This is a genomic window from Kangiella koreensis DSM 16069 (genome assembly GCF_000024085.1).
GTDB lineage: Bacteria > Pseudomonadota > Gammaproteobacteria > Enterobacterales > Kangiellaceae > Kangiella > Kangiella koreensis.
Map to the genome: position 1 here is coordinate 2,348,098 of NC_013166.1, position 25,372 is coordinate 2,373,469.

Annotated in this window: 23 protein-coding genes and 1 tRNA gene; 11 read left to right on the forward strand and 13 right to left on the reverse strand. The window is 43.8% G+C overall.

What is annotated here, in order from left to right; all coding sequences use genetic code 11:
- Positions 1–11 precede the first annotated feature (11 nt).
- Positions 12–1,247: a multifunctional CCA addition/repair protein gene (locus KKOR_RS10855; protein WP_015781175.1), complete on the forward strand. Its 1,236-nt coding sequence runs from the start codon at positions 12–14 to the stop codon at positions 1,245–1,247.
- Here the strand turns inward: KKOR_RS10855 and KKOR_RS10860 are convergent.
- From KKOR_RS10860 to folB, 6 genes are all read right to left on the reverse strand, one after another.
- Positions 1,221–2,045: an undecaprenyl-diphosphate phosphatase gene (locus KKOR_RS10860; protein ID WP_015781176.1), complete on the reverse strand. Its 825-nt coding sequence runs from the start codon at positions 2,043–2,045 to the stop codon at positions 1,221–1,223. The two genes, KKOR_RS10855 and KKOR_RS10860, sit on opposite strands and share 27 nt — an antisense overlap.
- Before the next feature lie 469 nt (positions 2,046–2,514).
- Positions 2,515–2,778, reverse strand: coding sequence for a hypothetical protein (locus KKOR_RS10865; protein ID WP_015781177.1), 264 nt, complete (start codon positions 2,776–2,778; stop codon positions 2,515–2,517).
- Positions 2,775–3,902, reverse strand: a complete 1,128-nt coding sequence (locus KKOR_RS10870; RefSeq protein WP_228638618.1) for a class I SAM-dependent methyltransferase — start codon at positions 3,900–3,902, stop codon at positions 2,775–2,777. The genes KKOR_RS10865 and KKOR_RS10870 overlap by 4 nt, the downstream gene beginning before the upstream one ends.
- A 107-nt stretch (positions 3,903–4,009) precedes the next feature.
- The gene (locus tag KKOR_RS10875; RefSeq protein WP_015781179.1) at positions 4,010–4,726 is read right to left on the reverse strand and encodes an SDR family oxidoreductase; all 717 of its coding nucleotides are present in this window, start codon (positions 4,724–4,726) and stop codon (positions 4,010–4,012) included.
- A 6-nt stretch (positions 4,727–4,732) separates the two neighbouring features.
- Positions 4,733–5,236 (reverse strand): 2-amino-4-hydroxy-6-hydroxymethyldihydropteridine diphosphokinase, encoded by a 504-nt coding sequence (folK, locus tag KKOR_RS10880; protein WP_015781180.1) that lies wholly within the window; start codon positions 5,234–5,236, stop codon positions 4,733–4,735.
- A 3-nt stretch (positions 5,237–5,239) separates the two neighbouring features.
- Positions 5,240–5,593, reverse strand: coding sequence for a dihydroneopterin aldolase (folB, locus tag KKOR_RS10885; RefSeq protein WP_015781181.1), 354 nt, complete (start codon positions 5,591–5,593; stop codon positions 5,240–5,242).
- A 237-nt stretch (positions 5,594–5,830) separates the two neighbouring features.
- Between folB and plsY the strand changes: the two genes are divergently transcribed.
- From plsY to KKOR_RS10910, 4 genes are all read left to right on the forward strand, one after another.
- Complete coding sequence (gene plsY, locus KKOR_RS10890) at positions 5,831–6,421, forward strand: glycerol-3-phosphate 1-O-acyltransferase PlsY (protein WP_015781182.1); 591 nt, start codon at positions 5,831–5,833, stop codon at positions 6,419–6,421.
- 538 nt (positions 6,422–6,959) lie between these two features.
- Positions 6,960–8,138 (forward strand): multidrug effflux MFS transporter, encoded by a 1,179-nt coding sequence (locus KKOR_RS10900; RefSeq protein WP_015781184.1) that lies wholly within the window; start codon positions 6,960–6,962, stop codon positions 8,136–8,138.
- Positions 8,139–8,454: 316 nt separating this feature from the next.
- The gene (locus KKOR_RS10905) at positions 8,455–9,732 is read left to right on the forward strand and encodes a S41 family peptidase (protein WP_015781185.1); all 1,278 of its coding nucleotides are present in this window, start codon (positions 8,455–8,457) and stop codon (positions 9,730–9,732) included.
- A gap of 194 nt (positions 9,733–9,926) precedes the next feature.
- On the forward strand, positions 9,927–10,280 hold the full coding sequence (locus tag KKOR_RS10910) for a hypothetical protein (RefSeq protein ID WP_015781186.1): 354 nt from the start codon (positions 9,927–9,929) through the stop codon (positions 10,278–10,280).
- Positions 10,281–10,305: 25 nt separating this feature from the next.
- Here KKOR_RS10910 and tsaD read toward each other — a convergent pair whose 3' ends face one another.
- On the reverse strand, positions 10,306–11,328 hold the full coding sequence (gene tsaD / locus KKOR_RS10915; protein ID WP_015781187.1) for a tRNA (adenosine(37)-N6)-threonylcarbamoyltransferase complex transferase subunit TsaD: 1,023 nt from the start codon (positions 11,326–11,328) through the stop codon (positions 10,306–10,308).
- A 296-nt stretch (positions 11,329–11,624) separates the two neighbouring features.
- On the opposite strand from tsaD, the gene rpsU reads away from it, so the two are divergent.
- The 6 genes from rpsU to KKOR_RS10950 all read left to right on the forward strand — a co-directional run bounded on the left by rpsU (position 11,625) and on the right by KKOR_RS10950 (position 18,290).
- Positions 11,625–11,840: a 30S ribosomal protein S21 gene (gene rpsU / locus KKOR_RS10920; protein ID WP_015781188.1), complete on the forward strand. Its 216-nt coding sequence runs from the start codon at positions 11,625–11,627 to the stop codon at positions 11,838–11,840.
- A gap of 73 nt (positions 11,841–11,913) precedes the next feature.
- Positions 11,914–12,360, forward strand: coding sequence for a GatB/YqeY domain-containing protein (locus tag KKOR_RS10925; protein WP_015781189.1), 447 nt, complete (start codon positions 11,914–11,916; stop codon positions 12,358–12,360).
- A 441-nt stretch (positions 12,361–12,801) separates the two neighbouring features.
- Positions 12,802–14,580, forward strand: coding sequence for a DNA primase (gene dnaG / locus KKOR_RS10930; protein ID WP_015781190.1), 1,779 nt, complete (start codon positions 12,802–12,804; stop codon positions 14,578–14,580).
- Between the two features lie 112 nt (positions 14,581–14,692).
- The gene (rpoD, locus tag KKOR_RS10935) at positions 14,693–16,543 is read left to right on the forward strand and encodes an RNA polymerase sigma factor RpoD (protein WP_015781191.1); all 1,851 of its coding nucleotides are present in this window, start codon (positions 14,693–14,695) and stop codon (positions 16,541–16,543) included.
- A gap of 151 nt (positions 16,544–16,694) precedes the next feature.
- A tRNA-Ile gene (locus KKOR_RS10940) sits at positions 16,695–16,771 on the forward strand.
- 754 nt (positions 16,772–17,525) lie between these two features.
- Complete coding sequence (locus tag KKOR_RS10950) at positions 17,526–18,290, forward strand: hypothetical protein (protein WP_015781193.1); 765 nt, start codon at positions 17,526–17,528, stop codon at positions 18,288–18,290.
- Positions 18,291–18,365: 75 nt separating this feature from the next.
- On the opposite strand, the gene KKOR_RS10955 is transcribed toward KKOR_RS10950, so the two are convergent.
- From KKOR_RS10955 to KKOR_RS10980, 6 genes are all read right to left on the reverse strand, one after another.
- Positions 18,366–18,596 carry a ChaB family protein gene (locus KKOR_RS10955; RefSeq protein ID WP_015781194.1) on the reverse strand — a complete coding sequence of 77 codons (231 nt, stop codon included), beginning with the start codon at positions 18,594–18,596 and terminating at the stop codon, positions 18,366–18,368.
- 40 nt (positions 18,597–18,636) lie between these two features.
- Entirely contained in the window at positions 18,637–18,891 is a 255-nt protein-coding gene (locus KKOR_RS10960) for a hypothetical protein (RefSeq protein ID WP_015781195.1), read from the reverse strand.
- Positions 18,892–18,907: 16 nt separating this feature from the next.
- Complete coding sequence (locus tag KKOR_RS10965) at positions 18,908–20,485, reverse strand: protein-glutamine glutaminase family protein (RefSeq protein ID WP_015781196.1); 1,578 nt, start codon at positions 20,483–20,485, stop codon at positions 18,908–18,910.
- A 154-nt stretch (positions 20,486–20,639) separates the two neighbouring features.
- Complete coding sequence (locus KKOR_RS10970; RefSeq protein ID WP_015781197.1) at positions 20,640–21,638, reverse strand: polysaccharide deacetylase family protein; 999 nt, start codon at positions 21,636–21,638, stop codon at positions 20,640–20,642.
- Positions 21,639–21,654: 16 nt separating this feature from the next.
- Positions 21,655–23,007, reverse strand: coding sequence for an amidohydrolase family protein (locus KKOR_RS10975; protein WP_015781198.1), 1,353 nt, complete (start codon positions 23,005–23,007; stop codon positions 21,655–21,657).
- Between the two features lie 68 nt (positions 23,008–23,075).
- Positions 23,076–25,331, reverse strand: a complete 2,256-nt coding sequence (locus tag KKOR_RS10980) for an EAL domain-containing protein (protein ID WP_015781199.1) — start codon at positions 25,329–25,331, stop codon at positions 23,076–23,078.
- Positions 25,332–25,372 lie beyond the last annotated feature (41 nt).

Here is a 25,372-nt window from a genome sequence, read left to right on the forward strand (position 1 = left end):
ATAAGGTCAGTATGCAAATCTATTTGGTTGGTGGCGCAGTTAGAGACAAACTCTTAGGACTTGACGTTGTTGATCACGACCATGTGGTGGTCGGAGCGACGCCGGAGCAAATGCTGGCTAAAGGTTATAAAGAAGTTGGTAAAGACTTCCCGGTCTTTCTTCATCCCAAAACTGGCGAGGAGTACGCTTTAGCCAGAACTGAGCGTAAGTCCGGCAAAGGCTATAAGGGCTTCAGTGTCGATTTCTCATCCGACATTACCTTAGAACAAGACCTGATTCGACGCGACCTGACCATCAATGCCATGGCGCAAGATGAACAGGGCAATCTTATTGACCCCCATAATGGGCAACAAGATCTGCATGACAAAATCCTACGCCACGTTTCCCCCGCTTTCGCCGAAGATCCTTTACGTGTTCTGCGTGTGGCACGTTTTGCCGCTCGCTTTGCACATCTGGGTTTTATTGTTGCCGATGAAACTTTTGCTTTAATGCAAGAGCTCTCCTATGGCGATGAATTAAAGCACCTGACACCAGAGAGAGTCTGGGCAGAAACCGAAAAGGCACTGGCCTCGGAGTCACCCCAGGTCTATTTTGACGTACTTCATCAATGCGGGGCACTGGCAGTCTTGATGCCTGAAATGGATTGCCTGTGGGGAATCCCGAATCCTGAGAAATGGCATCCAGAAATTGATACCGGTATTCACACCTTGATGGTTATTGAGCAGGCAGCGAAAAAAACCACTGACTTGCGAGTCCGTTTTGCTGCCGCCGTGCATGACTTAGGCAAAGGAGCCACGCCACGAGACCAGTTGCCGCAACACCGCGGACATGAAGAGTCAGGCGTTCCGATTATAAAGAAACTCTGTAAACGCCTAAAGATTCCTAAAGTCTATGAACAGTTGGCGACACAAGTATCTCGCTATCATCTGCATAGCCATAAAATGTTTGAGCTACGCCCCAGTACCGTCTTGAAAATGCTGAAAGGCTTGAGTGCTTATCGCAATCCTGATTTTTTAGAGGCTTTTATTCTAACCTGTGAAGCGGACTTTAACGGCCGATTGGGCAATGAAGATAAGCCTTATCCGCAAGGTGATTTGCTAAAACAATCCTTTAAGGTATCTGAAACCATTGATGTGCAGTTGTTAATTGAGAAAGGATACGAAGGAGCCAAGCTCGGCGAAGCAATCGACCGAGCAAGGCTCAAGGCTATTAAAGATCACTTAGCCCATAAATACGATAGCGAATAAAACCACACCCAGAATCAGGCGATACCAGACGAATGGCATAAAGCCAATTTTCTCAAGCCACTTCAAGAACAGGTGAATACAGGCAAAAGCACTCAGTGCCGAAACCACAATACCTAAAATCAAAAAGTCCCAGTCAAATTTTGCGCCTTCCTGAGCAAGCTGAATACCTTTCAAACCACCTGGCAAAACAATGGCCGGAATCGACAACAGAAATGAATAACGGGCAGCAGCTGTACGAGAGAAACCTAGTAAAGCAGCAGCGGTCATGGTAATCCCTGAGCGCGATGTTCCCGGAATAAGCGCCAATGCCTGTGCACCACCAATGGCAAAAATATCACGCCAGCGAAGTTGATACTCATCCTTAAACTGCTCAGCAGTTTTTCCTTTGTATTGACGCTCGGCGTACCACAACAGCAAACCAAAAATAATGGTTGTAATCGCGATCACATAAACCTCACGCAAATACAAATCCACAATATCAAAAGCTTCAAGGAATAAACCAAACAAACCCACCGGAATCGTGCCGAAAATAACCGCCCAGGCCAAACGCGAATTTGGAGTCGGCTTACCGCCCAACACCGCCTTAAACCAGGCACTAATCATCTCCGCCACTTCCTTACGGAAATAAACCAGCACCGCGGTCAGAGTCCCTACATGCACCGCCACATCAAATGCCAATCCCTGATCCTGCCACTGCAAAACCTTCGACGTTAGAATCAAATGCGCCGAACTCGAAATCGGCAGAAACTCAGTCAAACCCTGAATTAATGCTAAAAATAATGCTTGAAGCCAATCCATATTGTTTTCCGGTTAATGTTTTAAACTATGTCTGAAATATTTCACTTTATTAATAGTATATATTTTCTATATTACCCTTTTCTTTGCTCGTCCAAAGAAAAGGGTGAAAAGAAAAGACGCCCCAATCGTTAGGTGCTACGCACTCCCCTCACTCATCAAAGCTATTAACGCGCCGCCAATATGTAACGTCCTGTTCCAAATTGGCTAAATTGGGCGTCCTGCCCAATTTACGCTATAGCTTTTCTTCACTCGGCTAACTCCAGGGGTAATTGGAGCTGCCTGCAAGGACAGTAGAAATAATTTTATTTAGTTAACTAGATTGAAATAAAACAAGAGCTATTTTGCTGAGGAATTTTGTTCTTAGACGCGGCGGAGGGAAAAGGATAAAAAAGGAGTTTATTTAAATAAATGACTTTTTTAACTTTTTTACTCCAACAAAGTATAAGAACAAAATAACCAGCAATTTTATTTACTTCGTTAAGCCAACATAAAACCCGTACAACATCACCTGAATAAAAATCAAGAACCAGAACCAGGCTCCGAAGCCGACGGCTTTGGTGGCGAAGGTATCGAGTTTTTTACTTTTCCAAACCAGGATCGTAGAAACGATAGCAGAATTAATGACGGCAATTAACGCCAGCCAGTACCAATTGTCTTTGCTGTTGGCTGCGAATGCCAACTGTGGCAATACCAGTAGCGCGATAGCAAAGAATGCTTTAGTGATGATATTCATAGTCGGTGTAATTTATTGCTCAATGCAAAACCTTGTAGTTGAACGGGGCAGTTCTTGGCGGCGATAAGGACTTTACAGTTTTCGCCCATCTCGTCAGGCATCAGCAGTTTCTTAAGTTGCTGGCTGATTTTAACCTGCGCCATTGTATCAGATCCGAGGGTTTCGGCTAGTTTTGCTGCTTCTCTTTCGATGCCACTGGACATGAGGAATAGGGCTTGCTCGCAGTAACCGACAATCTCAGCTCCCAATTTATGAGCAGCATAAGCTATCTGGCTAAAGTTTACCGATGCGCTAATGTCCTGCAGTCCCGGTAACAGCAGGGCGTCATTATGTTTGTGCTGGCGATAGTAACATTGCAAAGTCCCTTGAGTTCTTTGCGGTGCATAATATTCGTCTGCGCTGTAGCCATAATCGACCAGAATAATGGCGCCTTTGGTTAAACATTCAACCAATCCCCCTAACCAAAACTCCGTCTGTAAATGTTGTTCTGTGGTATAGCCATGTGGCCATTGCCTCACATAAGGATTAGTTTCCAGCATTGGCCCCGTATCCTGCCAGCGGAGTCTAAATCCTGAGTCATCAAGTTTAACCTGGGCTTTTTGCAGGCTAGATTTTTGCTTTCGCACCAAATCGATCGGCAGTGCATCAGCCACTTCGTTAGCAAAAATTACGCCCGAAAATTCATTGGGTAAATGATCAAGCCATTTAAAGCGATTAGCAAGATGGGGGATTTTCAGCTCAATAGCTTGTCTTTGCCGCTGCTTTAAATCTGCAGAAACTTCAAGAATATAATATTGCTCAGGCAAGTTGCCCTGCACTTCAAGCTCTTTCACCAACTCGACGGCAAAAGTTCCTGTGCCAGCTCCAAGTTCCAAAACATTGGCAGCGCTTTGTTCGAAAATACTGATAAAGCTTTGTGCAAACGTCTTAGCAAACAGTGGCGAGAATTCGGGTGCAGTTACAAAATCACCGCCTTCACCGAGTTTGTGACTGCCGGCGCTGTAATAACCTAAGCCCGGCTCATAGAGCGCATGATGCATAAATTGACTAAAAGGAATCGCGCCAGCTTTTTCTATTTCGCCGGCAATAGTCTGACTTAACTTATAACTCACTTTTCCCTGCATACCGCTCACCCAGGGAACTTTAAGGCCCTGGCATTGCTGCGTTAGCCAGTCAAAATAGGTTGGATAATCCTTTAAAAAATGCACCATAACTTTTTAAGTATTTTTTGTTAGAGGAATTCACCACCATCAACTGGCATAACTGTCCCAGTGATAAATGATTGTTTGAGTAAAAACGAAACACCGTCTGCAATTGCCTGGGGGTTGCCGGTTCGCTTGAGCGGAATCTGCTCGGCCATCCGCGTGAAATGGTCCTCATCGGCTCCCTGCGGAGGCAATATAGCACCTAGCGCTAACCCATTCACTTGAATGTCTGGTGCCAATTCTCGCGCCAACGACTCAGTCAAATGCCAGAGTCCAGCTTTCGACAGGCGATAAACGATATGGTCACCGGCGGGATGATTAATACGAGCATCGAGAATATTGATAATATGGGCCTGCTGAGGTTTGCTTGCCGCAAAGGCCTGGCTTAATAACAGTGGTGCACGCAAGTTAAGATTCATCACCTGCTCCCAGTGAGACAAGTCATCGGCCATAGTATCCTGCTCAGGGAAAATCGCAGCGCTGTTAATTAAAACGGTTAAATCACCCAATTCTGAAGCTTGGCTAATAATCTCTGCACAAGTGTCAGGATTGGACAGATCAGCCTGAATCAGTTTCACCGAACCACCCAAAGCTTTTATTTCGTTAGCCGTTTTCTGGGCTTTATCTGCCGAATGATTATAGTGAAGCGCAATGGCATAACCCTGCTTAGCCAGCTCTAGTGAAATAGCTCGCCCTACTCGAATGGCACCGCCTGTAACGATTGCAACTTTCTGCTGACTCATGAATGCTTACCTTTGTTTCTGTTGCCAATCGAACTGAATTGGCCACAACTTTTGTTGTTCTTTCTTATCAAAAGCCTGCCATAATTTTTGGTAGCTTCGTTGTTCGATAGGATGCTTGCGTTCGGGCTCGATCTCAGCCAAGGGTTGCAACACAAATGCGTGATATAGAATCTCGCCACGCGGTAAACGAATCGGCTGTTCGCAAACCACCTCGTCATATGATAATAAATCGATATCCAGGGCACGGTCGCTAAACTTTTCTCCGTCTCTGCGTCGTCCCGCTTCTTTCTCAATAGCTTTAAAGACCTGCTCGACCTGCGCAATGGTCATTTGAGTTTCGGCTTTAGCAACCAGATTTAAAAAATTATCGCCCTCAAAACCTACCGCTTCACTTTCATAGACTTTCGACAGTTTTAAATGGCTAAACATTTCATCAAGGCGCTGCATGCCAAAACGTATCTGCCTTGCCGCATCTTGATTACTGCCGATACTGATAAAAATGGTGGCCATGGGTTATCTATTGCCGCGCTCTATGATGACGCCCACATTCTTTGAGCCACGAACTGCGCCGGGTTTGCTTAACTTTAGTTTCAGCCAAGGCACATTAAATTCGTTGCGTACAATCTCAGCAATACGCTCAGCCAGCGTTTCCACCAACTGGAATTCTGACTCTTCGACAAATGCAATTATTCGCTTGGCGACAGACTTATAATCAAGACACTTATCAATCGTATCTTCCTGTGCCGCAGGCTGAATATCGTGCGCCATTTCCAGATCAATGCTGATGGTTTGACGAATTTGTCGCTCCCAGTCATAAATGCCAATGACTGTATCTACTTTTAAGTCTTCAATAAAAACGATGTCCACAGGCGACTCTTGATGTGCTTTTAAAATTTGATGTGGGCCATAGGATAGCAAATAAAGAGCCATTTGATTACACAAATCAAAGACTTTCCCATGACCTGATTAAAAAATAACAGTATCCTATAACAAATCCGCTGGCGTTTTGGTTTTCACCTAAACGTTTGTTAATAAGATGGAGTTTATTTCGTTAATGTCAGGTTTGGTTGTAATCAAAAACTGCGCAAAGGATAAGGGTTAACCATGGAATGGCAGCTTGCTGGGCTTTGGGTGCTTGCCTACTTAACCGGCTCGATTTCGAGTGCGGTGATTGTTTGTCGCATTATGAGATTGCCAGATCCTAGAGAATTCGGCTCACACAACCCTGGTGCAACCAATGTTTTGCGGTTGGGAGGTAAGAAAGCCGCTGCTTTCACTTTGGTTGGTGACATGCTCAAGGCCATCATCCCAATCCTGATTGGTTATGCTCTCGAATTACACACCCGAAACCTTGGCTGGGTTGGCTTCATGGCATTTATCGGTCACCTTTACCCGATCTATTTTCGCTTTCGTGGTGGTAAAGGCATGGCCACCTATTTCGGTGCCTTGGTAGCCTTATCACCCTTATTATTGGCTTACTGTGTTATCACCTGGCTGGTCACTGCATTTTTTACTCGCTATGCGTCGCTTGCATCCATACTATCCAGTTTTGCAGTTGCCGCCTTTGGCTTTTATCTGGATCATAGGTATTTTTTCCCGCTGTTTGCCATGTTCCTGTTCATAACCGTCAGACATCACCGTAACATTCGCAACCTATGGAATGGCATCGAGCGTAAAATTACTGATAAAAAATAATGCTATAAGCAAACTGAAATGAAATTAAAAACAGATATTTATTCAGGCCACAAGATATATCGAAAAGGTGATCAATTGCCATGGGTGAAGGTGTATGGTCTATTTATAATTGTTGTATTCGCTATTCTGCCAGTTATCTTCAATGAGACCTATATCCAAAGGGATATAAACTTAACCTATTTCCTATTTTTGGGAGGCTTTTTTCCCCTAATTTATTTGCTGTACTACCGCTCAGTGTTTGGTAGAGACGCAATTCTCTGGATATTCATAAACAGTATTCTTGGCATATTGGGTACATTTGCAGAACTAAACTGGCTACTAAAATATTTTTACGAGAAAGAGGTTTCCGACTTTCCTTTTTACTATCATATAGTTCCTGCAATTCACTATATCTTACTAACTTATGTTCTAAGGCAGGCAATTATCGACACTTTTCACGCAAGGGATAATGACAAGAGACTTTTTTACGTCAATATTCTTTATGTCGTACTTAGCATCTTAATATACTCCTCACTCTATTTTATTAATTAACGTTCCTATGAGCCAAACACGCATATCTCAATTGCTTCCCCTGCTCGCCTCGATGGTGGCGATTACGCCATTGGCCATTGATATGTATCTGCCGGCAATGCCCATCATCGCTAAAGAATTAGGTACATCATCGAGTGCAATTCAGGTGTCCTTGAGTTTATATCTGGCGGGGTATGCCTTGGGAATGATGATGTTTGGGCCCATCGCGGATCGGATTGGTCGGCGTAAAGTAGCTTTAGTGGGCTTGCTTGGCTTTATCGCAACTTCATTATTGCTCGCGTTTTCTGAGTCAATAAATCAGTTCCTCAGTCTTCGCTTTCTTCAAGCAGCCTTTGGTAGCGGTGCGACCGTAGTTGTGCCCGGTATTATCCGTGACCTCTATAAAGAACACACAGCCAAAGGCTTATCCTACGTCAGCTTGATTATGATGGTTGCGCCGATGATTGCGCCCGGGATTGGCAGCGTCATATTGGAGCTGTCGGTATGGCGAACGATATTCCTGAGCCTAGCCGGCTATGCGATTCTGATTCTGCTGCTAGTGCTATGGAAACTACCGCATGGGTTACCTTTGCGCTCCGACCGTAACTGGTTGCATGAATTTGCCAGCAACTACAAACTCGTATTTAGCCACCCAGCCTCCAGGCTCAATATCATCAGCTCGATGATGGGTTCCTTTGGCTTTTTCTGCTATATCACCACCATATCATTCGTTTATATCGAGTATTTTGGCGTCACCGAAGGTAAGTTCAGTATTTTGTTCGGTGCTAATGTTGTGGCATTAATGATGACCAACATTATCAACACCCGCACGGTTGAACGCGCTGGTTCTGCAAGAATGCTGATGATTGGAACTATAACGGCCAATATCTTTGCTTTATGCCTGGTTCTGGTCACTGTTTTTGGCTGGCCATTGTATTGGACTGTTGGTGCTTTATTCCCTCTGATTGGCTCGCTGGCATTGATAACTGTCAACTCAGATGGGCTGATTCTGAACCAGTTTCCCCAACAAACCGGCACCGCAACCGCAGTAATTGGCACCTTACGCTTCGGCAGCGGCGCCCTTGCGGGGCCGGCTTTAGGCCTATTATTCGATGGTACACCGCTTAATTTCGCTATTTTAATGTTCACATCGGTTCTGATTGTACTAATAGTGCAACTGATAAGACACCGTCTACAACTAACCTAACCTCTTGTTTTTAAAATAACAGCCCCCCAATTTTGTGACCAAATCACTTGCTGGCACAGGTTTTACATTTGATCAGCAAAGTTCATTTGAAATTCACGTCAGATTGATGCTTATATGGTTAAATATTAAGCGATTTTCTAACAAGGAGAAGAGATTTCCGAGAAAGGTGTCAAATTTTTTTACATTTATGGAGCGGAACTAGTTGTAAAAAATCCTGACAGGTATATTATAGACATCACTGAGATGTAAAAAATCCTGACAGTTTTGGTAAATGATACAACTTCTTCAATTAGATAGCCGACCAGGAGGGTCCAGAATGAAGATTTTCAGCAAAAAAGCAATGTCACTACTTATAGCCCTACCCTTATTTGCGGCTATTACTTCTTTCTCTGCAGCTGCGGTTAGTCAGACAGATGCCGAGAAATGGAGCCAGGACATTGATGCCTACTGGAGAACTCTTGAAGAAAAGCATATCGACCTGTATCACCAGCTGACTTATAAAGATTTCGAACGTGAAATCAACTCTATCAAAAGCCAACTTCCCTCGTTATCTCATGAAGAGATCGTTATTGAGCTGATGCGTCTGACCCACAAAGTCGGCGACGGCCACACCACTATTCCTTTATGGGATCAGAAGTACCAAAAATTCCCGCTGGAACTCAAAGTCATCAACAATGAAGTTCTGGTAACAGGCTCATCCAATGAGTACGCTAATTTAATCGGCAACGAGTTGGTTGCTATTAATGGCACTCCCATTAAACGCATTTATGAACTCTTTGCTGAAGTAGTCCCGTTTGCAGAAAACGACTATTCCACACCCATCCGTGTTGCCCAATATATGATGACTGCCGAGCTATTACGTGGCTTTGATATCATCAATGATGAAAAAGATGTTGAGTTCACCTTTAAAAACCTTGAACAAAATTTCAAGTATCACCTATCGGCCAGCCAAAATACGCAAATCACTCAGCGCATAAACTTCAAACAAAAGTTGCCGTTCAAACCTTATGGTGGTGTTGATGATGATCTTTGGTACGGTGCTGCCGACAAAGGTAAAACGGTTTACGTCAACTTCGAGAAATACAGCTCGATGACTAAAATGGATGAGATGTCAGCCGAACTATTACGCTTCGTCAATCACTACAAAACCGAAAACATCATTATTGATTTACGCGGTAATGAAGGTGGCGACTTCTTTATAGGACTTAAGCTAGCACAGGTGTTAGTACTCGCTAACAGCATTAACTGGAAGTCAGGCGTTTACGTCATGATCGATAATGAAACCTACTCAGCGGCTATGTCGAACGCTTCCCAGTATGCGCAACTGTTGAATGCAACCCTGGTTGGTCAGCCTACCGGTTCAAAGCCTACTGGCTATCAGGACATGTGGCAGTTCAGCTTGCCAAACTCAGGCCTCATCGTGACTTATTCGAAAAGAATGTACCGCTTTAAAGACGGAGACAAGGAAGCAATCTTCCCTGATGTTGCGATTGAACTGACTGCTGAAGATTATATGCGTGCCAATGATAAGAGCTTGCAATGGGTGATTAAAGATATCAACACTCGTAAAACTCATACACTTGTTCAGAAATAGGTTTAGCTGCAAAACCAATTAATAAAAGAGATTATCTGCCCCTGATGCTCTACCACTAGATATTCCGACTCATACGAGTCGGTTTTTTTAGTGGATAACACAATTAAAATAAAAGCGACATAACAACATAACAAACTTGCGATAAAACATAACAGCAAGAGAGCAGTAATAACATATAGCAACGGAGAAATAGCATGAAAGCTTTAGGAAGGCTTGCGCTTGTAGGAATAATAACTATAGAAATACTAATCACAGGAACAACCATAGGCTGCCAACAACAGACTATTGAGCCTCGTATTGACACCAGCAATCAACAGGTATTTAACAAAAGTCTCAATCAAGTGCGTTCACAACTAGATGCAGAATGTATCGAACAATTTGATAGAGCGATAAACTATGCTCTACACACCTACCAGCTGCAAAAGCAATACAGCTTGCTACCTACCAGCAACCCTCTCAATGGGCTTAATGCCGAAGAAGTTTTAAAGCTCCCCACCAAAAACCAAGAACATAGCCCAAGAAGAATTCGCAACTGGACTAGCATTTAGAAATAAAATAGCTTAATTCAATCTTCTAACTCAAGTCAGCGATCGGCCAGCGTGGCTGCGCGCGAATGACCGGCTCTTCGAATTGTCCCTGCTGGTTGAGGATCGCCTGATAACGACAATACCCGGCATAAGCAATCATGGCACCATTGTCGGTACAGAACTGTGGACGAGGGTAATAGGCCTTGCCGCCTTTGCTTTCCAGCAAATCGGAAAGCTTTTGGCGCAAAGCAATGTTAGCACTCACTCCGCCCGAAACAACCAGATACTTGTGGTTAGTTTGCTCCAGAGCTCGTCGACACTTAATATAAATGGTATCAACTACTGCTTCCTGAAAGGCATACGCAATATCGGCCATATCCTGTTCCGACTTATCAGAACCACGATAGAGGTTGGCCACCGCCGTTTTTAAGCCACTGAAGCTGAAGTCCAGTCCGGGCCGGTCAGTCATAGGACGGGGCAGTTTATAAATGCCAGGGCGCCCCTTTTCCGCAAGCTTCGCCAGCGCAGGGCCGCCAGGATAACCTAAGCCCATAATCTTGGCGGTTTTATCAAACGCTTCGCCCGCTGCATCATCGATCGACTCACCTAAGATGGTGTATTGGCCCAAGGCTTGCACATCCACTAATAAGGTATGCCCACCTGACACCAGCAAGGCGACAAAGGGGAAGTCAGGTTTCTCATCTTCCAGCATCGGCGCCAATAAATGCCCTTCCATGTGATGAATACCAATCGCCGGAACATCCCATGCATAAGCTAAACTGCGGCCAATGCCGACACCGACAAATAGCGCACCAATCAAGCCAGGACCTTTGGTATAGGCAATCGCGTCAATATCATGCTGAGTACAGCCCGCTTCAGCCATGACCTTTTTAATCAATGGGATCGTTTTACGTACATGGTCGCGCGAAGCCAATTCCGGCACCACACCACCATACTCGGCATGTAACTTGACCTGACTGTATAACGCATCCGCAATAATGCCCCGCTCGCTATCATAAATAGCAATGCCGGTTTCATCGCAAGAAGTTTCAATACCCAGTATTTTCATCAAGTTACAACCTTATAATCAGCGTTTAGTTATGGCGCTAACGGAGCTATGAGCCAGCCCGTCATCAAGCAAGGGGCAATTTTAATGGACTTTATCAGATATAGCGAGAGTCACAATAGATTCCCGCGCTCAACTAATTCCGCTTTAAATCAATATTTAATGGCATTCTCTTTGCTTTTTGATCAAAAAATGATTAAAATTTGCGCCCTCTTGGTGATTCTCACGTCTCGCCAATTGTAACGTACTGATTTTATTTACTTTTTAATAAACTACATTTTAAGGTTAGGTGATTTTTAATGCCAAGCGTAAGAGTAAAAGATAACGAGCCTTTTGACGTTGCATTACGTCGCTTCAAGCGCTCATGCGAAAAAGCAGGTATTTTGGCGGAAGTTCGTAAGCGTGAATACTACGAGAAGCCAACATCTGTACGCAAGCGTGAAAAAGCAGCGGCAGTAAAGCGTGCAGCGAAAAAAGTATCTCGCGAAAACGCTCGTCGCATCCGCTTGTATTAATAGTTGTTTTAGGCTTTTTCCTGGATTTGCTCCGGGTCAAAGCCTAAATTCTATTAGCTATAAGGATTAACACATGTCTGCTCTCAATGATCGAATCAAAGAAGCCATGAAAGATGCCATGCGCGCCAAAGAAAAGGCTCGCCTGTCAACAATACGTTTAGTCCTGTCTGCTATTAAGCAAGTTGAAGTCGATACCCGTACTGAGCTAGACGACACCGCTATCCTTGCCATTTTAGATAAAATGGTTAAACAGCGTCGTGAGTCTATCAAGCAGTATGAAGATGCTGGCCGCCAAGAACTGGCCGACGTCGAACAAGCCGAAATAGAAGTTCTTCAAGAATTCCTTCCAAAGCCATTAACTGATGACGAAATTGCCGATCTTATCGATCAGGCCATCAGCAGCACTGGCGCAGAATCTATTAAAGACATGGGCAAAGTAATGGGCATTCTAAAGCCACAATTACAAGGCCGTGCCGACATGGGACAAGTCAGCGGAAAAATCAAAAGCCGTCTGGGATAATTTTTCCCTGCTTATTCTTGTTCCGTCATACCGTGGCTTGACCACGGTATCCAGTGACTTTTACCACCCCTGCAATAATGTTTTCGCTACTCAGCGAGTTACTTTTCTTGCGTGGTCAAGAAAAGTAACCAAAAGAAGACCACCCGTATATTGAGGCCACGCTTCGCGTGACTCCCTTCGCCACCCCCAAAATACTTAACGCACCAGAATTTACATCACATCCCTGTGCTGAAAATTCTTATCAAAATCATCCAAGATTTTGATTGCTATATTTTGTACATGGCTTAGCTCAATATAAAAGGGATTATTGGTGCTATTTGCCACTATCGACTCTTTCATTAACCCCATCAAACGAAGAACTATTCGAATTCGCAGACTATGTTAAAACCAGTAGCTCTGCTATGATTGCCCAATTAAGCCTTACCTAATTATAAGTACTCAATGGGCCTGATCCCGCAACACTTTATACACGAATTATTAGCTCGGGTTGATATTGTCGACCTGATTGATTCGCGTGTGCCTTTGAAAAAAACCGGGGCTAACTATAAAGCCTGCTGTCCTTTCCATGGCGAGAAAACCCCTTCTTTTACAGTCAGTCAGGACAAGCAGTTCTATCACTGTTTCGGTTGTGGCCTGCACGGTAATGCGATTGGTTTCTTGATGGAATATGACCGCCTGGAATTCCCCGATGCGGTGGAAGAACTGGCTGCCATGATGGGCATGGAAGTGCCGCGCGAAGAAACGGTGTCCAACAAACCTAAAGTCGACACATCGCTCTATGACCTGATGGAAAAAGTCGCCAATTACTACCAAAAGCAGCTAAAAAACAATAAAGCCGCGATAGACTACCTGAAAAGCCGTGGTTTAAGCGGTGAAATCGCCAAGCAGTTCGCTATTGGCTATGTGCCGGGGGAGTGGCGCAATCTGGAAACCGTGTTCCCCAAATTACAGCAGGATAAGAAGCTGCAGCAGCAATTGGTCGATTGCGGCATGCTGATCCGCAAAGATAAATCACTGTATGACCGCTTCCGCGATCGCATCATGTTCCCCATTAAAGATAAACGAGGTCGGGTGATTGCTTTTGGTGGCCGCGTCATGGGCCAGGGCGAACCCAAGTACCTCAATTCACCTGAAACCCCAATATTTCATAAGAGTAATGAACTCTATGGCTTGTATCAGGCACGCCAGGCCAATCGTAAGCTCAGTCGCTTGCTTATCGTCGAAGGCTATATGGATGTTGTAGCGCTTGCTCAATTCGACATTAATTATGCGGTCGCCACGCTGGGTACCGCCACCACCAGCAGTCACCTGCAACAGCTTTTCCGTGCGGCTCGCGAGCTGGTGCTGTGCTTCGATGGTGATAGAGCTGGCCGTGATGCCGCGCTACGCGCACTCGAGCATGGCCTGAGTCAAATGCGCGAAGGGCGTGAAATCCGCCTGATGTTCCTGCCCGATGGCGAAGATCCGGATTCGATGGTCCGCAAAGTAGGCAAAGAGCAATTTGAACAGATGATTGGTGAAGCTACGCCATTATTCGAGTTTATCCTCGAACACCTGTCTTCTCAGGTCGATTTGGGCTCCGTTTCGGGACGCGGGCAGCTGGTGCATCTGGCTAAACCCTATCTCGATAAAATCACAGACCCGATATATCACGAGTTTTTCAGCAGTGCTCTGGCCGAAAAAGCCAATCTATCCGAGAGCAAACTGGCCGCCATTATTGAGGCTCCAACTCAGCCACAACACCCGCGGAAACCGGAAAAAAGCACACCACAGAGCCCGAAAGCCAACAAAACGCTGCAACTGGCTATCACCCTGCTGCTACAACAGCCGAGCCTGGCATTAGCCATTAATAATTACGGTTGGCTGCAGACATTGCCCGATAAAGGCTCAAAACTTTTGCACCAATTACTTGAAATTATTCATAAAACCCCCAAGATCAATACAAGTATGCTGCTTGAGCACTGGCGCGACAATACCAAGCTGTATGATCGCCTGGCCAGCTTAGCCATGAGCGAGCGCGAAGAGCGCATCCAAGGTAATGAGCAGCAGGAACTACAAGATTGTATTAATCGCCTCTTATTGCACGCCCGTAAGATTCGGGTGGACTATTTGCAACATAAAGCGGCAGAACAAGGTCTAACCAATCAGGAAAAGTCCGAATACCGGCAATTACTATTGCTGGCCAAACAAAGCTCCAACAGTAATAGCGCCAATAAGTAGCGCTTGCTGTAACGGGGGCAAATTCTGTATAATTCGCGGTTCGCTATGCGCAAGCCGTCGCTTGGTTTTTGACTCGCAAAATATCTTGCGGGCCCTACAAAGGTTATTCTAGATGTCAGAGAATTCGCAACAGTCACAGTTAAAGTTACTTATCGCTCGCGGTAAAGAGCAGGGTTACCTCACTTATGCCGAAGTGAATGACCACTTACCACCGGATATCGTTGATCCCGAGCAAATCGAAGACATTATTCGCATGATCAATGACATGGGCATTCAGGTTTATGAAACCACTCCTGATGCTGATGAGTTATTGATGAATGACGAATCGGTAACCGATGAAGAAGCCGCTGAAGAGGCTGCAGCTGCATTGGCCAGCGTAGACAGTGAATTCGGTCGTACCACTGACCCAGTTCGTATGTACATGCGTGAAATGGGTAGTGTTGAGCTACTGACTCGCGAAGGCGAGATTGATATCGCAAAACGCATCGAAGAAGGCATTCGCCAGGTTCTAGGCGCTATCGCCAACTATCCTGACACCATCCGAATTCTATTAGAAGAATTCGCGCTTTACCAAGAAGAACAAGTTCGCCTGACTGAAATCGTGACTGGCTTTTCTGACGGAGAAGAAGCAGAGTTTGTTCAGGAAGAGTCAGAAGCAGCCCAGATCGCAGCCAGTGCCAGCGAGGAATTGGACAGCGATGATGATGCTGACGACGATGACGACGACGAAGAAGAAACCGAAGTCGATACTGGCCCGGATCCAGAAGAAGCAGCTGCGCGTTTTGCCGAGTTGAAAAAGCAATACGACAAAACCGTTAAAGCAGTTGATAAGTACGGTCGCACACACAAATCAACCATCAAGCAGCTAGAAGCCATGAAAGAGTTGTTCATGCAACTTCGCCTGGCACCAAGAATGTTTGATTTTCTGGTTACTAACTTGCGCCAAAAAATGGACGGCATCCGTGAGCAAGAACGTTACATCATGATGTTGTCAGTTAACGGCGCTCGTATGCCGCGTAAAACCTTTATCTCAACCTTCTCAGGTTCAGAGACTGATCCAAGCTGGATCGAGCAACACGTTACAAAGAAAAGCAAATACTCAGAACCTTTGGCTGAACATGCCGAAGAAATTCTCAAAGCACAGCGCAAACTTCAAATAATTGAAGAAAGCTGTAGCTTAAGTGTGATGGAAATTAAAGAAGCTAACCGCGAAATGTCGATTGGTGAAGCTAAAGCCCGTCGCGCCAAGAAAGAAATGGTCGAGGCTAACCTACGTCTGGTTATCTCCATCGCCAAAAAATACACCAACCGTGGCCTACAGTTCCTCGATTTAATTCAGGAAGGTAACATCGGCTTGATGAAAGCAGTCGACAAGTTCGAATACCGTCGTGGTTATAAGTTCTCGACTTATGCAACCTGGTGGATTCGTCAGGCAATCACACGTTCGATTGCCGACCAGGCGCGCACCATCCGTATTCCGGTTCACATGATTGAGACCATCAATAAATTGAATCGTATTTCTCGTCAGATGCTACAGGAAATGGGCCGCGAGCCACAGCCTGAAGAATTGGCAGAACGCATGGAAATGCCAGAAGACAAAATCCGTAAAGTGCTTAAGATTGCCAAAGAGCCGATCTCAATGGAAACGCCGATTGGTGATGATGAAGATTCGCATTTAGGTGATTTTATCGAAGACAGCACTATCGACTCACCAGTAGACGCGGCAACAGGCGAAAGCTTGAAAGAAGTCACTGATGAAATTCTGGCTGGCCTAACGGCACGTGAAGCGAAAGTCTTGCGTATGCGTTTCGGTATCGACATGAACACTGACCACACTCTGGAAGAAGTCGGCAAACAGTTCGACGTCACCCGTGAGCGTATTCGTCAGATCGAAGCCAAGGCACTGCGTAAACTACGCCACCCAAGCCGTTCGGAAAAGCTTCGTACCTATCTTGATGAATAGGCTTGATGAATAAGCTAGACGAATAAAACCAAGCATAAATATTGCAAGCGCAGGAGATTTCTCGTAAACTCCTGCGCGTTCTTTCTCAAGAAACACATCCTAAATTTGTAGAACGATTAGGCACCGCCTGATTCACTACACATGGAAAAATGGGCCTTTAGCTCAGTTGGTTAGAGCACCCGACTCATAATCGGTAGGTCCCCAGTTCAAGTCTGGGAAGGCCCACCATTTTTCCTCAAAATTCTTTACCCCCTCTCACACATTTACTCAATACCAGAATCAGTAAAACTTGTTTTCGTACCCGCTAAACCCTTTTACTTAAACAATATAGACGCCCCTTCTAGGTTTGTTAGCAGAACTTATTTGAGCACAGATAATTTCGAACAAGCCGTAAAAAGTCAAACCAGACATTTCTTGTCCTATTTGTTGGTTTTAGCTACACACTAAAAAAGCATTGCAATTACAAAAGAGCTAATTACTATAAGGTCTGTAGGTCGTTGACCATGGTGTCTGTAAACTTAATATAATAAGAGATACCAGAACAGGAATGTCCGGTTTTATATGGTATTAGCCGTAAAAACGGACATTAAAAATAAATTACTTTAAATCAATAGGTTATCGGAGATGTCCGGTAATATAATGTTAAGTGTAAAAAACATGAGAGCAACGATTTGTGCATTGATAGATAATCCAGGCGAGGTGGAGCTGGCGGAATCCTGGATAGAAGAAAATCGAGATAAGCTAATGTTCATCTCTGACCAAAACGCATGTGGTTGTTGTGTTATGGGGTGGGATGTTGAAGGGCCGGACGAGGTTGTATCTACATTGCCACAACACATATCAGCGAGCAGCGAATGGGCGGACGGTTAATCACACTTAACAAGTTGCTGTTGTCGCCACTTCGTGGCTGGGACAGCCTACACGCCGCTACGCTCTGTTCCGGCTGCCCCAAAGCAAAGCGTTAGTCGCCAAGGAGAGAAAAGTGAATAATTTGGATTTTCATAAACAAACATTTAACAATGTCGGTTGGTTTATACCTCCATATGTCCAGCTAGAATTTCTTGGCAATATCGCCAAACAAATTAATGACAACAACGTATGTGAAAGCACGCTTGCCCCGTACCTTGCGCAAATTTATTCACCTGAAAATTTGTCAGCTATGGTTTCTGAACGTTACCACGCTGTTCCATATATCAATGAGTATCATGAAATTATTGCCGAGTCCGTAGAGGCTCATTTTCTCGGCCTTAATCACATTGCCGTTTCAGGTCTAATGCCTGTGATTGAGGGAGCTGGAAGAAAATTAGCAGATAGTCGTTCGGTTGCAGTTACAAGTATAAAGAGTGTTTTTCAAAACTTAGCTATTGACTGTAAGGACGATGTAACAACTAATAATATCGGAGCTGTGGGTGAAATTGTTTCAATAATGGATGCCTTCATCGAGTTCACAGACAATCATCTTTATATCAACTCAAACAATTATTCACTGAGTGATAATACCAACAGGCACGGGATTCTGCATGGTGCATTCGCAGATGCTGATTATGGTGAGCCCTTGAATTTTTATAAATCAATTGGTGCAATTGATTTTCTTTGCTTTGTTTCTGCATTAAGTGCTCCGATTTCTTGTTTTGCACCATCGCCAACCAGCGAGTCCCAAGCATTGGCAGCTTACTACCGGTTGTGCATTCAGTTAGGGCAAAAGAAACCAGCAGCGGCTAACAAGTCAAGCCAGCAGAGGCGTTAAAGTATATTACGCTATCAGAGTGAATTACAGATTATCCGACTAAAAATACTTACAGAAACTCAATTAGGGCTTACTCTAAGATTCGTCCCTAACCCATTCCCCCTCTTCCTTGTGATATTCATTTTTTACCGCGGACCAGGCGACTTTGTGGGCAACTTCTTCGCGACTGTCGTTTCCTCTTCGGTCCTCGGGATTCTTGTATTCATCCCAAGCAGAGTTAAAGGCTTTTCGGTAAATATCCTGGGCATGCTTGGGCAGGTTATTTCGGACGCTTTCAGGTAGTTCGTCATTTGATTGGTAAGGCATTTCAAACTCCATTTATAATATTAGATTAACCTAACCATTATTAATTACATTCTAATTTCAATGTGAGCCCATCTTTTTGAGCATAGTATTCAATACACTCTTGGCCGTTCTTTATAATGGTACGAACTGCAAAATTACTCACATAATCAATTTCTGATAATGAGACAAAACCGTCCTTATTGATATCAGTTTCTGTATAGGTTAATGGTGTCTTTGAAACCATGTAATAAATTACAGCTGAATAACTCGCAACAACTACAAGTATCAAAATCAGTATAATTGCGAGTTTTTTCATTATACATTCTCACTTATTACCCTTTCTCCAGTTTAGCTAGAGTTCTGCGGGCTTCTTTAATTCGTTCTTCTTTGGACATACTCTTTACAACTATCGGGTGGAATGCGTCACGATTGGTGATAGCAAATGAAATCATTCCCACATCTTTGGCATCTAATGACACGGGAAATCCGACACTATATACGGTATCTGGGTTAGTAATGCCCATTAATGACAACCATTGAGCGATTGATACTGGATGATCAGCGATCATTGGATCAATGATCATTTTATCAACGTTTCCACGGCTTCCTTTAACATAGACGATAGGTGCAACATGATAAGACCAGGGATTTTTATTTATTTTACTTTTGAGGTAACCGGAAGCCCACGCCTTATCAGCAATGATTCCCTCTTTTTCAAACATATCCACCATTAGCTCCGCACGGGCAAAAGCACCATCTTGAGTTTGTGACCAGGCCATATTTTTCATTGCCTTAGCTTTTTTTAAAAGATTTTTAGCCTTGCTTTCAGATATAGCCTTAACGGATCCCGGTTCAAATCTGGACATATCTTCCAAGGCTTCGTGCGTGAAATAGGAATTCCTATTGAGACGAATGCCGGCCGGTAGGAATGCCTTGTTTATGTACTGGCTGGTGATCTTCCCGTTTACTTTCTCAACCAGGTGAACATACGCTATTGCAGAGCGCTCTTCATTAGTCTGAGCACCAAGGGATATGATGTCATCTTTGAAACTTGATGGGCACTGTCCAATGATGTCCTTAAGATACTCGCTAAAGTCTGGATCCTGAAAAGTGAAGTAGGTAGTGACATTATTCTGTAGATTTTCAGGAACCTTACGAGCAGCAGTAAGACGAGAGTGCTTATACTCTTCGTTATATCGTATAAAAGTTGCATACAAGCCCCAAACCTTCATGGCTTCTGGGTCATTTTTAGTGAATTTTGCCTCTCCCTTACTGTTTCGGGTGTAGCTTATAGGCAGAAAGAGCTTTTTATTGCGATCAAATAAAAGATAATGGTTGTCACCACAGGACATAAAAGGACAGGTGCCGGGAGTAAGTTCTTCACACTCTTGATAACCATTTCCCTTCGAGAACAAATACATGGGTTCCCTTGGACCGGCAACCTCCCCTGTAAATTTTCGAGCATTATCAACAAGCAGCTCTTGTAATGCAGTCAGTTCATTGACTATCTCAGGCTGGTATTGCTTTGCCGAAACAATATTCTTGCTGAGACTATTATCCTGCTCCATGAGGCTCTTTATTATTGTTATGGGCGTTTCATATTCGGGAACCTTAACATCCTCGTCAATTTTCTCACTGAGCACATTGAAATAATTTGTTGTGCCATCTTCTGATAAGGGCTTAACAGAAAATGGTTTTGGAGTATTGTTACCAAGGACAATGCCTATTAGTTTACTTCTTTCATCAATCTGAATGATCGCTGTATCTTCGTCTTTTTTACAGTAAACAATAGGAACCTCTTTGGGTGTACTGCAATTGTCGAACTGCAATTCCTCAGAGTAAATGACGGAAGTCGCGTGTGCGTAGAATGGCAAAACCAAAAGAAGAGCTAGAAGGTATTTAGTTTTCATATTGTGTCCTGAATAATTATCCATAAAGCCTGTCAGGCTATATTTCTTCGAATTATTCAAGTCATACTAATCAGTGAATGCCACTTTTGCAAATAACCGGGCTGGCATGCTCCCAAGCTCTTCTTTCTAGAAACCGCAAATTCGTAATTTACTTCTACTGACACAACTCTTTATATACAGCCATGACTCCTTCGGGTGGTTCTGGTTGCCCATAAACTGATAATTCTTTCTTGAGTTGTTTTGCCCAGCGCATTAACCATGATGGGCCGTAGCGTTTGCTAGGAGCTGTTTCGATTTGATAGGCGGGAGCTTGCATAGCTTGTTCTAATGTTATGAATTCATAGCCTCTTGCTTTGAGAAGTTCCAGTTGCTGATCCATTGTTTCGGCATTGATGCTATTGGCGTGTATCAACCAGATTTGTGGGACCTGTCTTGCGAATAATTCATCGCTCATGGTTTGAAATGCATCTAGGGCATCGCTGAGATGCTGAAGATAGTCTTGTTTGATCTGGGCAATATCTTCTGATGCCCGTTTCTTTACAGAGAGTCTAGCTCTATCATAGGCACAGGAAAACAGGTAGTCGGTATGTTCAATGGTGAAGGGTGCAACTTCGAGTCCTTGCTTTTTTAAGAAGCTTTCAAACTCTGCTTTCTCTTCAACACTATTACCAGTCTGGGTGAAAGGATGTCTGAAATAACGGTAAGGTTTGTTATATTTTTCTGATAGCCATTCGCTGACCACTCGACCTTTTATGACGGATTCCTTCATGTCTTGCAATGAGGTTTGATGCATTCCGGAATGATCGAAAGTATGATTACCCAGTTCCATGTCTGCTTCGAGCCATTGTTTCAGAATGGCGATATGCCCATCCGCTTCACCCTCCACTAACAGTTTTTCCTCATTCACAAATCCTACAGCTTCGATATTATGTTTCTTCAGGCTTGCCAGTAACTTTTTAGTCAACTCGGTCTTTTCTTCCAGTGACTTATTGGTGCTTGCTGTGAATGGAAGGTCATCAATAGTGACTGCTATTTTTTTGCTTTCTTGGGATAGACTCTGAGCCGAGTTGAAAGCCATGCAACAACCCAATAACAAAAGACCGATTGTTTTAGTTTTTGTTTTAACTTTAGTTCTCATTGTTTTAATCTTCATTGCCTGCCTCTCTTCCTTATTCTCTTTCTACCGTTTTTCCTAACTGGCCTTCCAAACCTTTGCGTAATTCATGCGGTTGGTATGTGACGCCATTTTTAATGACTAGTTTTATATTGTTAATAGTGTGGGGAGCATTTTCTAAATCACCATCGACCAAAATCAAATCGGCACGATAGCCTTCTTTGACATAACCTCTATCAGCAAAGCCTAACGAGGTTGCGCCATTGGCACTCATGACTTGAATAGCTTCCTGAATGGTAAAGCCACCTTCGACAAGCAGTTTAAAATTACGTTGGTCGGCAAAACCGGGAATGCTGTGTAGCCCTGGATCAGGGCCTATAGTGAGCAGGCCTCCCCGCTGTAGAAACAATCGATCATGTTGCAGGGTTCTATCCAACCATTCGCGTTTAAAGTACCAACTGTCACCTGCTTTCTCTCTCCTTTGCAGATAGTTTTCAGCTCGCTCTAAAAGATGCGGAGCAAGGTACGTCTTAAAGGCTGGATTAATCGGTGTATTAGGTGTTTGCGCTTCAAAGATGGAAGGCGTGGAACTGATAGCCACTTTGTTCGCTATCAGTGTCTTGTGTAACTGTTCTAACTGTTTGCCCTGAATATCCAGAGAACTTCGATAGTTATTGCTGCCATCGCATTCGCCCGCTGTTTTGCCTTCGGCAAAATCATAGGCATGTATAAAGCCATGCTCAATCGCATCAATTCCCAGTTCAGCTGCCTGCTGCATGGTGATGCTACACAGATGACCAGTCACTTTTGCCCCACGTTTATGCACAGAGTTGATGATGGCTTTCAGTTGAGGCTCGGTGGTATGGCGATAAACCTTAAACCAGCTGACGCCTCTATCCACCCATTCTTCAATCTCCCTATCTATTGCCTGCTCATCGGTGATCCGTACCATGGCGTCGTTACCATCAGGGCCGGTAAAATAGGGGCCCGTTGTTACGATATCCGGTCCAGCAACTCTGCCCTGCTCAATGACTTGCTTCAGTTGCAACTCTTTTAAAGGCTCCGCAGCGCCAGTGGTTTGCATGGTGGTGACACCACCAGCCAGATAAAGCTTTGCCCCAGCCTTGCCGAGAAAAGTGGCGCCGGGCATGTGCAGGTGATTGTGAGTGGCTACAAAACCGGGAATCAGCGTTGAATCAGTACCATCTATAACTAAATGAACATCTTTATCATCAATATCGCGGGCTATCTTGCGAATGGCTCCATCGACTATTAGCAGATCAACATCAGTTTGTATTGTCTGGGAATCGATTATCTTAATATTCTTGATAAGAACACTAGATGTAGGATTGGCTAGCGCAGTTGATACACTCACTATAAACAAGATGGCTGTTATAATTCTAGGCATTGCTTATGATACTGTGGCGAAGTTTTTGACATAATGTCAGCTTCCGACAGTGACATCAATAACGGGTATCAGGACAATGAAGAAGTTTTTTTCTCATGGCTTTTAATTTGGAGCCGCGAGCCGAGCAATGGTAAAACATCATTGCCTGGTACCGGTTTAGATATTAAGTAACCCTGAATACGGTCACATTCTAAGTCTGATAACACTTGGTAGGTTTCTCTATCTTCAACTCCTTCGGCTACCACTACTAATCCTAGTGCATGCGCTAACTCTATGGTTGAACTCACAATTTTGTACGCACGATCGCTCTTATGAAGTGAAGCGATGAAACTCCGATCAAGTTTGACTTCATTAATGGATAATTCATTCAAATAGGACAAAGAAGAATATCCAGTTCCAAAGTCATCTGCAGCACAGCTAATGCCCAGCGACTCAAGCTCTAGCATGACCCACTTAGCTTTATCTTTTTCCTCTAACAATTCACTTTCTGTGACTTCGAAAATTAAACTATTAGTCTCTAAATCTTTCACAGCCTTTCTTACAAACTCTATAAAAGAGTCGTCAATCAAGTCTCTGGTAGTAATATTCACACTGAACTTGATGTTATCTGTCTGTGGTTTGTGACCATTTATAAATCTGATGACTTCCTGAATAACCCAGCGAGTGACTTTATTAATATTGCCAGACTCTTCGAGAAGAGGAATGAACAGATAAGGAGAGACCAATCCAAGCGTGGGATGCATCCACCTAATCAGTGCTTCAACATGCGTAATGATTTCCAAATCAACATCTATTTGAGCTTGATAATGCAAAACAAACTGATCGCATCCAACCTTATAAAAATCGCTAAGTAGTTGTAGGTTTCGTCTGTCAGGCTCTATATCAGGATTATAATCAGCAACGAGTATTCGCTTTCGTTCCGCATAGTTCATCGCTGTTATAGCTTTTCTAACCAGTTCAGATGATCTCGGTAAATTTCCATCTGGGGAACCCCCAAATTCAAAGACACCTATAACTGGTACTGGATAAATTTGATTAGAATCCAAGTCAGAATGATCACCTAAAACTTGTATAATACTGTCTACGTCTGACTGGTTTTTTGTAGAGACGATAAAGACGCCATCACCAAAATGTGCAGAAAGAGCCTGATCAAACTTCGAAAGTTTTTTTGCGACACTAACAACAATATCGATAGCTTTGCGATATCCAAACACACTAATGATTGAAACCACATTGGTAATCCTGATGGCAATCACAAATAACTCATCATGATGAATAAACGAATACTTAATCTTTTCATCAAGAAGTTCAAATAGTGCCTTTCGATTTAATAACTTTGTGGTGCTGTCATGGGTTGCATTAAAAACAAATTTCTTTTGAAGGTCTCGGCTACTCTTTAGCTCTCGCTCTAACTGTTTTGTCTTATGCATAACCTTGCGTCTTAGCAGGGTGTTCAACACAAAAACAACGGTAAGAATGACCAGTAAGAAGCCCATCAACCAGGAGAGTTGACCAAAGCTTTTCCAGAAGCTTTGTGGTTTCCATTCGATTTGAGAGTCCCATTTTTTATAAATATCACTGTAAGTTCCATCAACAATGATTTGGGCTAACTGATTTTGAAGCTCTTCTTGAAGTTTTGTATTACCTTTTTTCACACCAAAAGCATAGGGCCTTGGCCAAAAAGGAGGGCCGGCCAACTTCACGTTTAACTCGTATTTCTCAGTAAGCCTTTTCGTTGTAATGATCACCTCAACGCAAGCATAAACTTCCTTTGCAGAAACAAGCTCTAGGCATTCCAGCTCAGAATCAGCCAATACGAGCTCAACATCATAATTAGCATTTTCTATATTTGATTTAGCGTATGCACCTTTAACGACCGCAACCTTCTGGCCCTGCATATCTTCAAGTGAATCTACTTCTTTGGTATTTGTATGGATAAAAAGACCATGTGCCACATAATAGAACGGCTCAGTGAAATCATAATGTTCGCTACGCTCTTTTGAGGCGATTAGAGCAACTGCATCAGCTCTGCCGTTCTGAACTTCCTGCAGAGCATCTTCCCAGCGCATAAGTTTAACTTCTACATTCGTCCCATCTGCCTTACTCATTGCATATTGTATGTCGGTGATAAAACCTTCAGGCTGTTTGTCGGCAGATAAAGATTCAAAGGGCGGGTAATATTCAGAGCCAACAAAAATGATAGAGTCAGACATTACTGAACCATCAACTGATTCAGTAGCCTGGCTTCCTGTTGCCGTTAGGGCTAGATAGGCCAACAGCAAGAAGTGCAGTTTTTTAAAAGAGGTTCCCAATGCACAATCCATTCATATCCCTGTTCAGTTTTTGTACCACACCAGCCACTATT

Bases quoted from the DNA above. Each gene is read 5' to 3' on its own strand.
- KKOR_RS10855 (WP_015781175.1), top strand. From the start codon at position 12: ATGCAAATCTATTTGGTTGGTGGCGCAGTTAGAGACAAACTCTTAGGA.
- KKOR_RS10860 (WP_015781176.1), bottom strand. From the start codon at position 2,045: ATGGATTGGCTTCAAGCATTATTTTTAGCATTAATTCAGGGTTTGACT.
- KKOR_RS10865 (WP_015781177.1), bottom strand. From the start codon at position 2,778: ATGAATATCATCACTAAAGCATTCTTTGCTATCGCGCTACTGGTATTG.
- KKOR_RS10870 (WP_228638618.1), bottom strand. From the start codon at position 3,902: ATGCAGGGAAAAGTGAGTTATAAGTTAAGTCAGACTATTGCCGGCGAA.
- KKOR_RS10875 (WP_015781179.1), bottom strand. From the start codon at position 4,726: ATGAGTCAGCAGAAAGTTGCAATCGTTACAGGCGGTGCCATTCGAGTA.
- folK (WP_015781180.1), bottom strand. From the start codon at position 5,236: ATGGCCACCATTTTTATCAGTATCGGCAGTAATCAAGATGCGGCAAGG.
- plsY (WP_015781182.1), top strand. From the start codon at position 5,831: ATGGAATGGCAGCTTGCTGGGCTTTGGGTGCTTGCCTACTTAACCGGC.
- KKOR_RS10900 (WP_015781184.1), top strand. From the start codon at position 6,960: ATGAGCCAAACACGCATATCTCAATTGCTTCCCCTGCTCGCCTCGATG.
- KKOR_RS10905 (WP_015781185.1), top strand. From the start codon at position 8,455: ATGAAGATTTTCAGCAAAAAAGCAATGTCACTACTTATAGCCCTACCC.
- KKOR_RS10910 (WP_015781186.1), top strand. From the start codon at position 9,927: ATGAAAGCTTTAGGAAGGCTTGCGCTTGTAGGAATAATAACTATAGAA.
- tsaD (WP_015781187.1), bottom strand. From the start codon at position 11,328: ATGAAAATACTGGGTATTGAAACTTCTTGCGATGAAACCGGCATTGCT.
- rpsU (WP_015781188.1), top strand. From the start codon at position 11,625: ATGCCAAGCGTAAGAGTAAAAGATAACGAGCCTTTTGACGTTGCATTA.
- KKOR_RS10925 (WP_015781189.1), top strand. From the start codon at position 11,914: ATGTCTGCTCTCAATGATCGAATCAAAGAAGCCATGAAAGATGCCATG.
- dnaG (WP_015781190.1), top strand. From the start codon at position 12,802: ATGGGCCTGATCCCGCAACACTTTATACACGAATTATTAGCTCGGGTT.
- rpoD (WP_015781191.1), top strand. From the start codon at position 14,693: ATGTCAGAGAATTCGCAACAGTCACAGTTAAAGTTACTTATCGCTCGC.
- KKOR_RS10955 (WP_015781194.1), bottom strand. From the start codon at position 18,596: ATGCCTTACCAATCAAATGACGAACTACCTGAAAGCGTCCGAAATAAC.
- KKOR_RS10960 (WP_015781195.1), bottom strand. From the start codon at position 18,891: ATGAAAAAACTCGCAATTATACTGATTTTGATACTTGTAGTTGTTGCG.
- KKOR_RS10965 (WP_015781196.1), bottom strand. From the start codon at position 20,485: ATGAAAACTAAATACCTTCTAGCTCTTCTTTTGGTTTTGCCATTCTAC.
- KKOR_RS10970 (WP_015781197.1), bottom strand. From the start codon at position 21,638: ATGAAGATTAAAACAATGAGAACTAAAGTTAAAACAAAAACTAAAACA.
- KKOR_RS10975 (WP_015781198.1), bottom strand. From the start codon at position 23,007: ATGCCTAGAATTATAACAGCCATCTTGTTTATAGTGAGTGTATCAACT.
- KKOR_RS10980 (WP_015781199.1), bottom strand. From the start codon at position 25,331: ATGGATTGTGCATTGGGAACCTCTTTTAAAAAACTGCACTTCTTGCTG.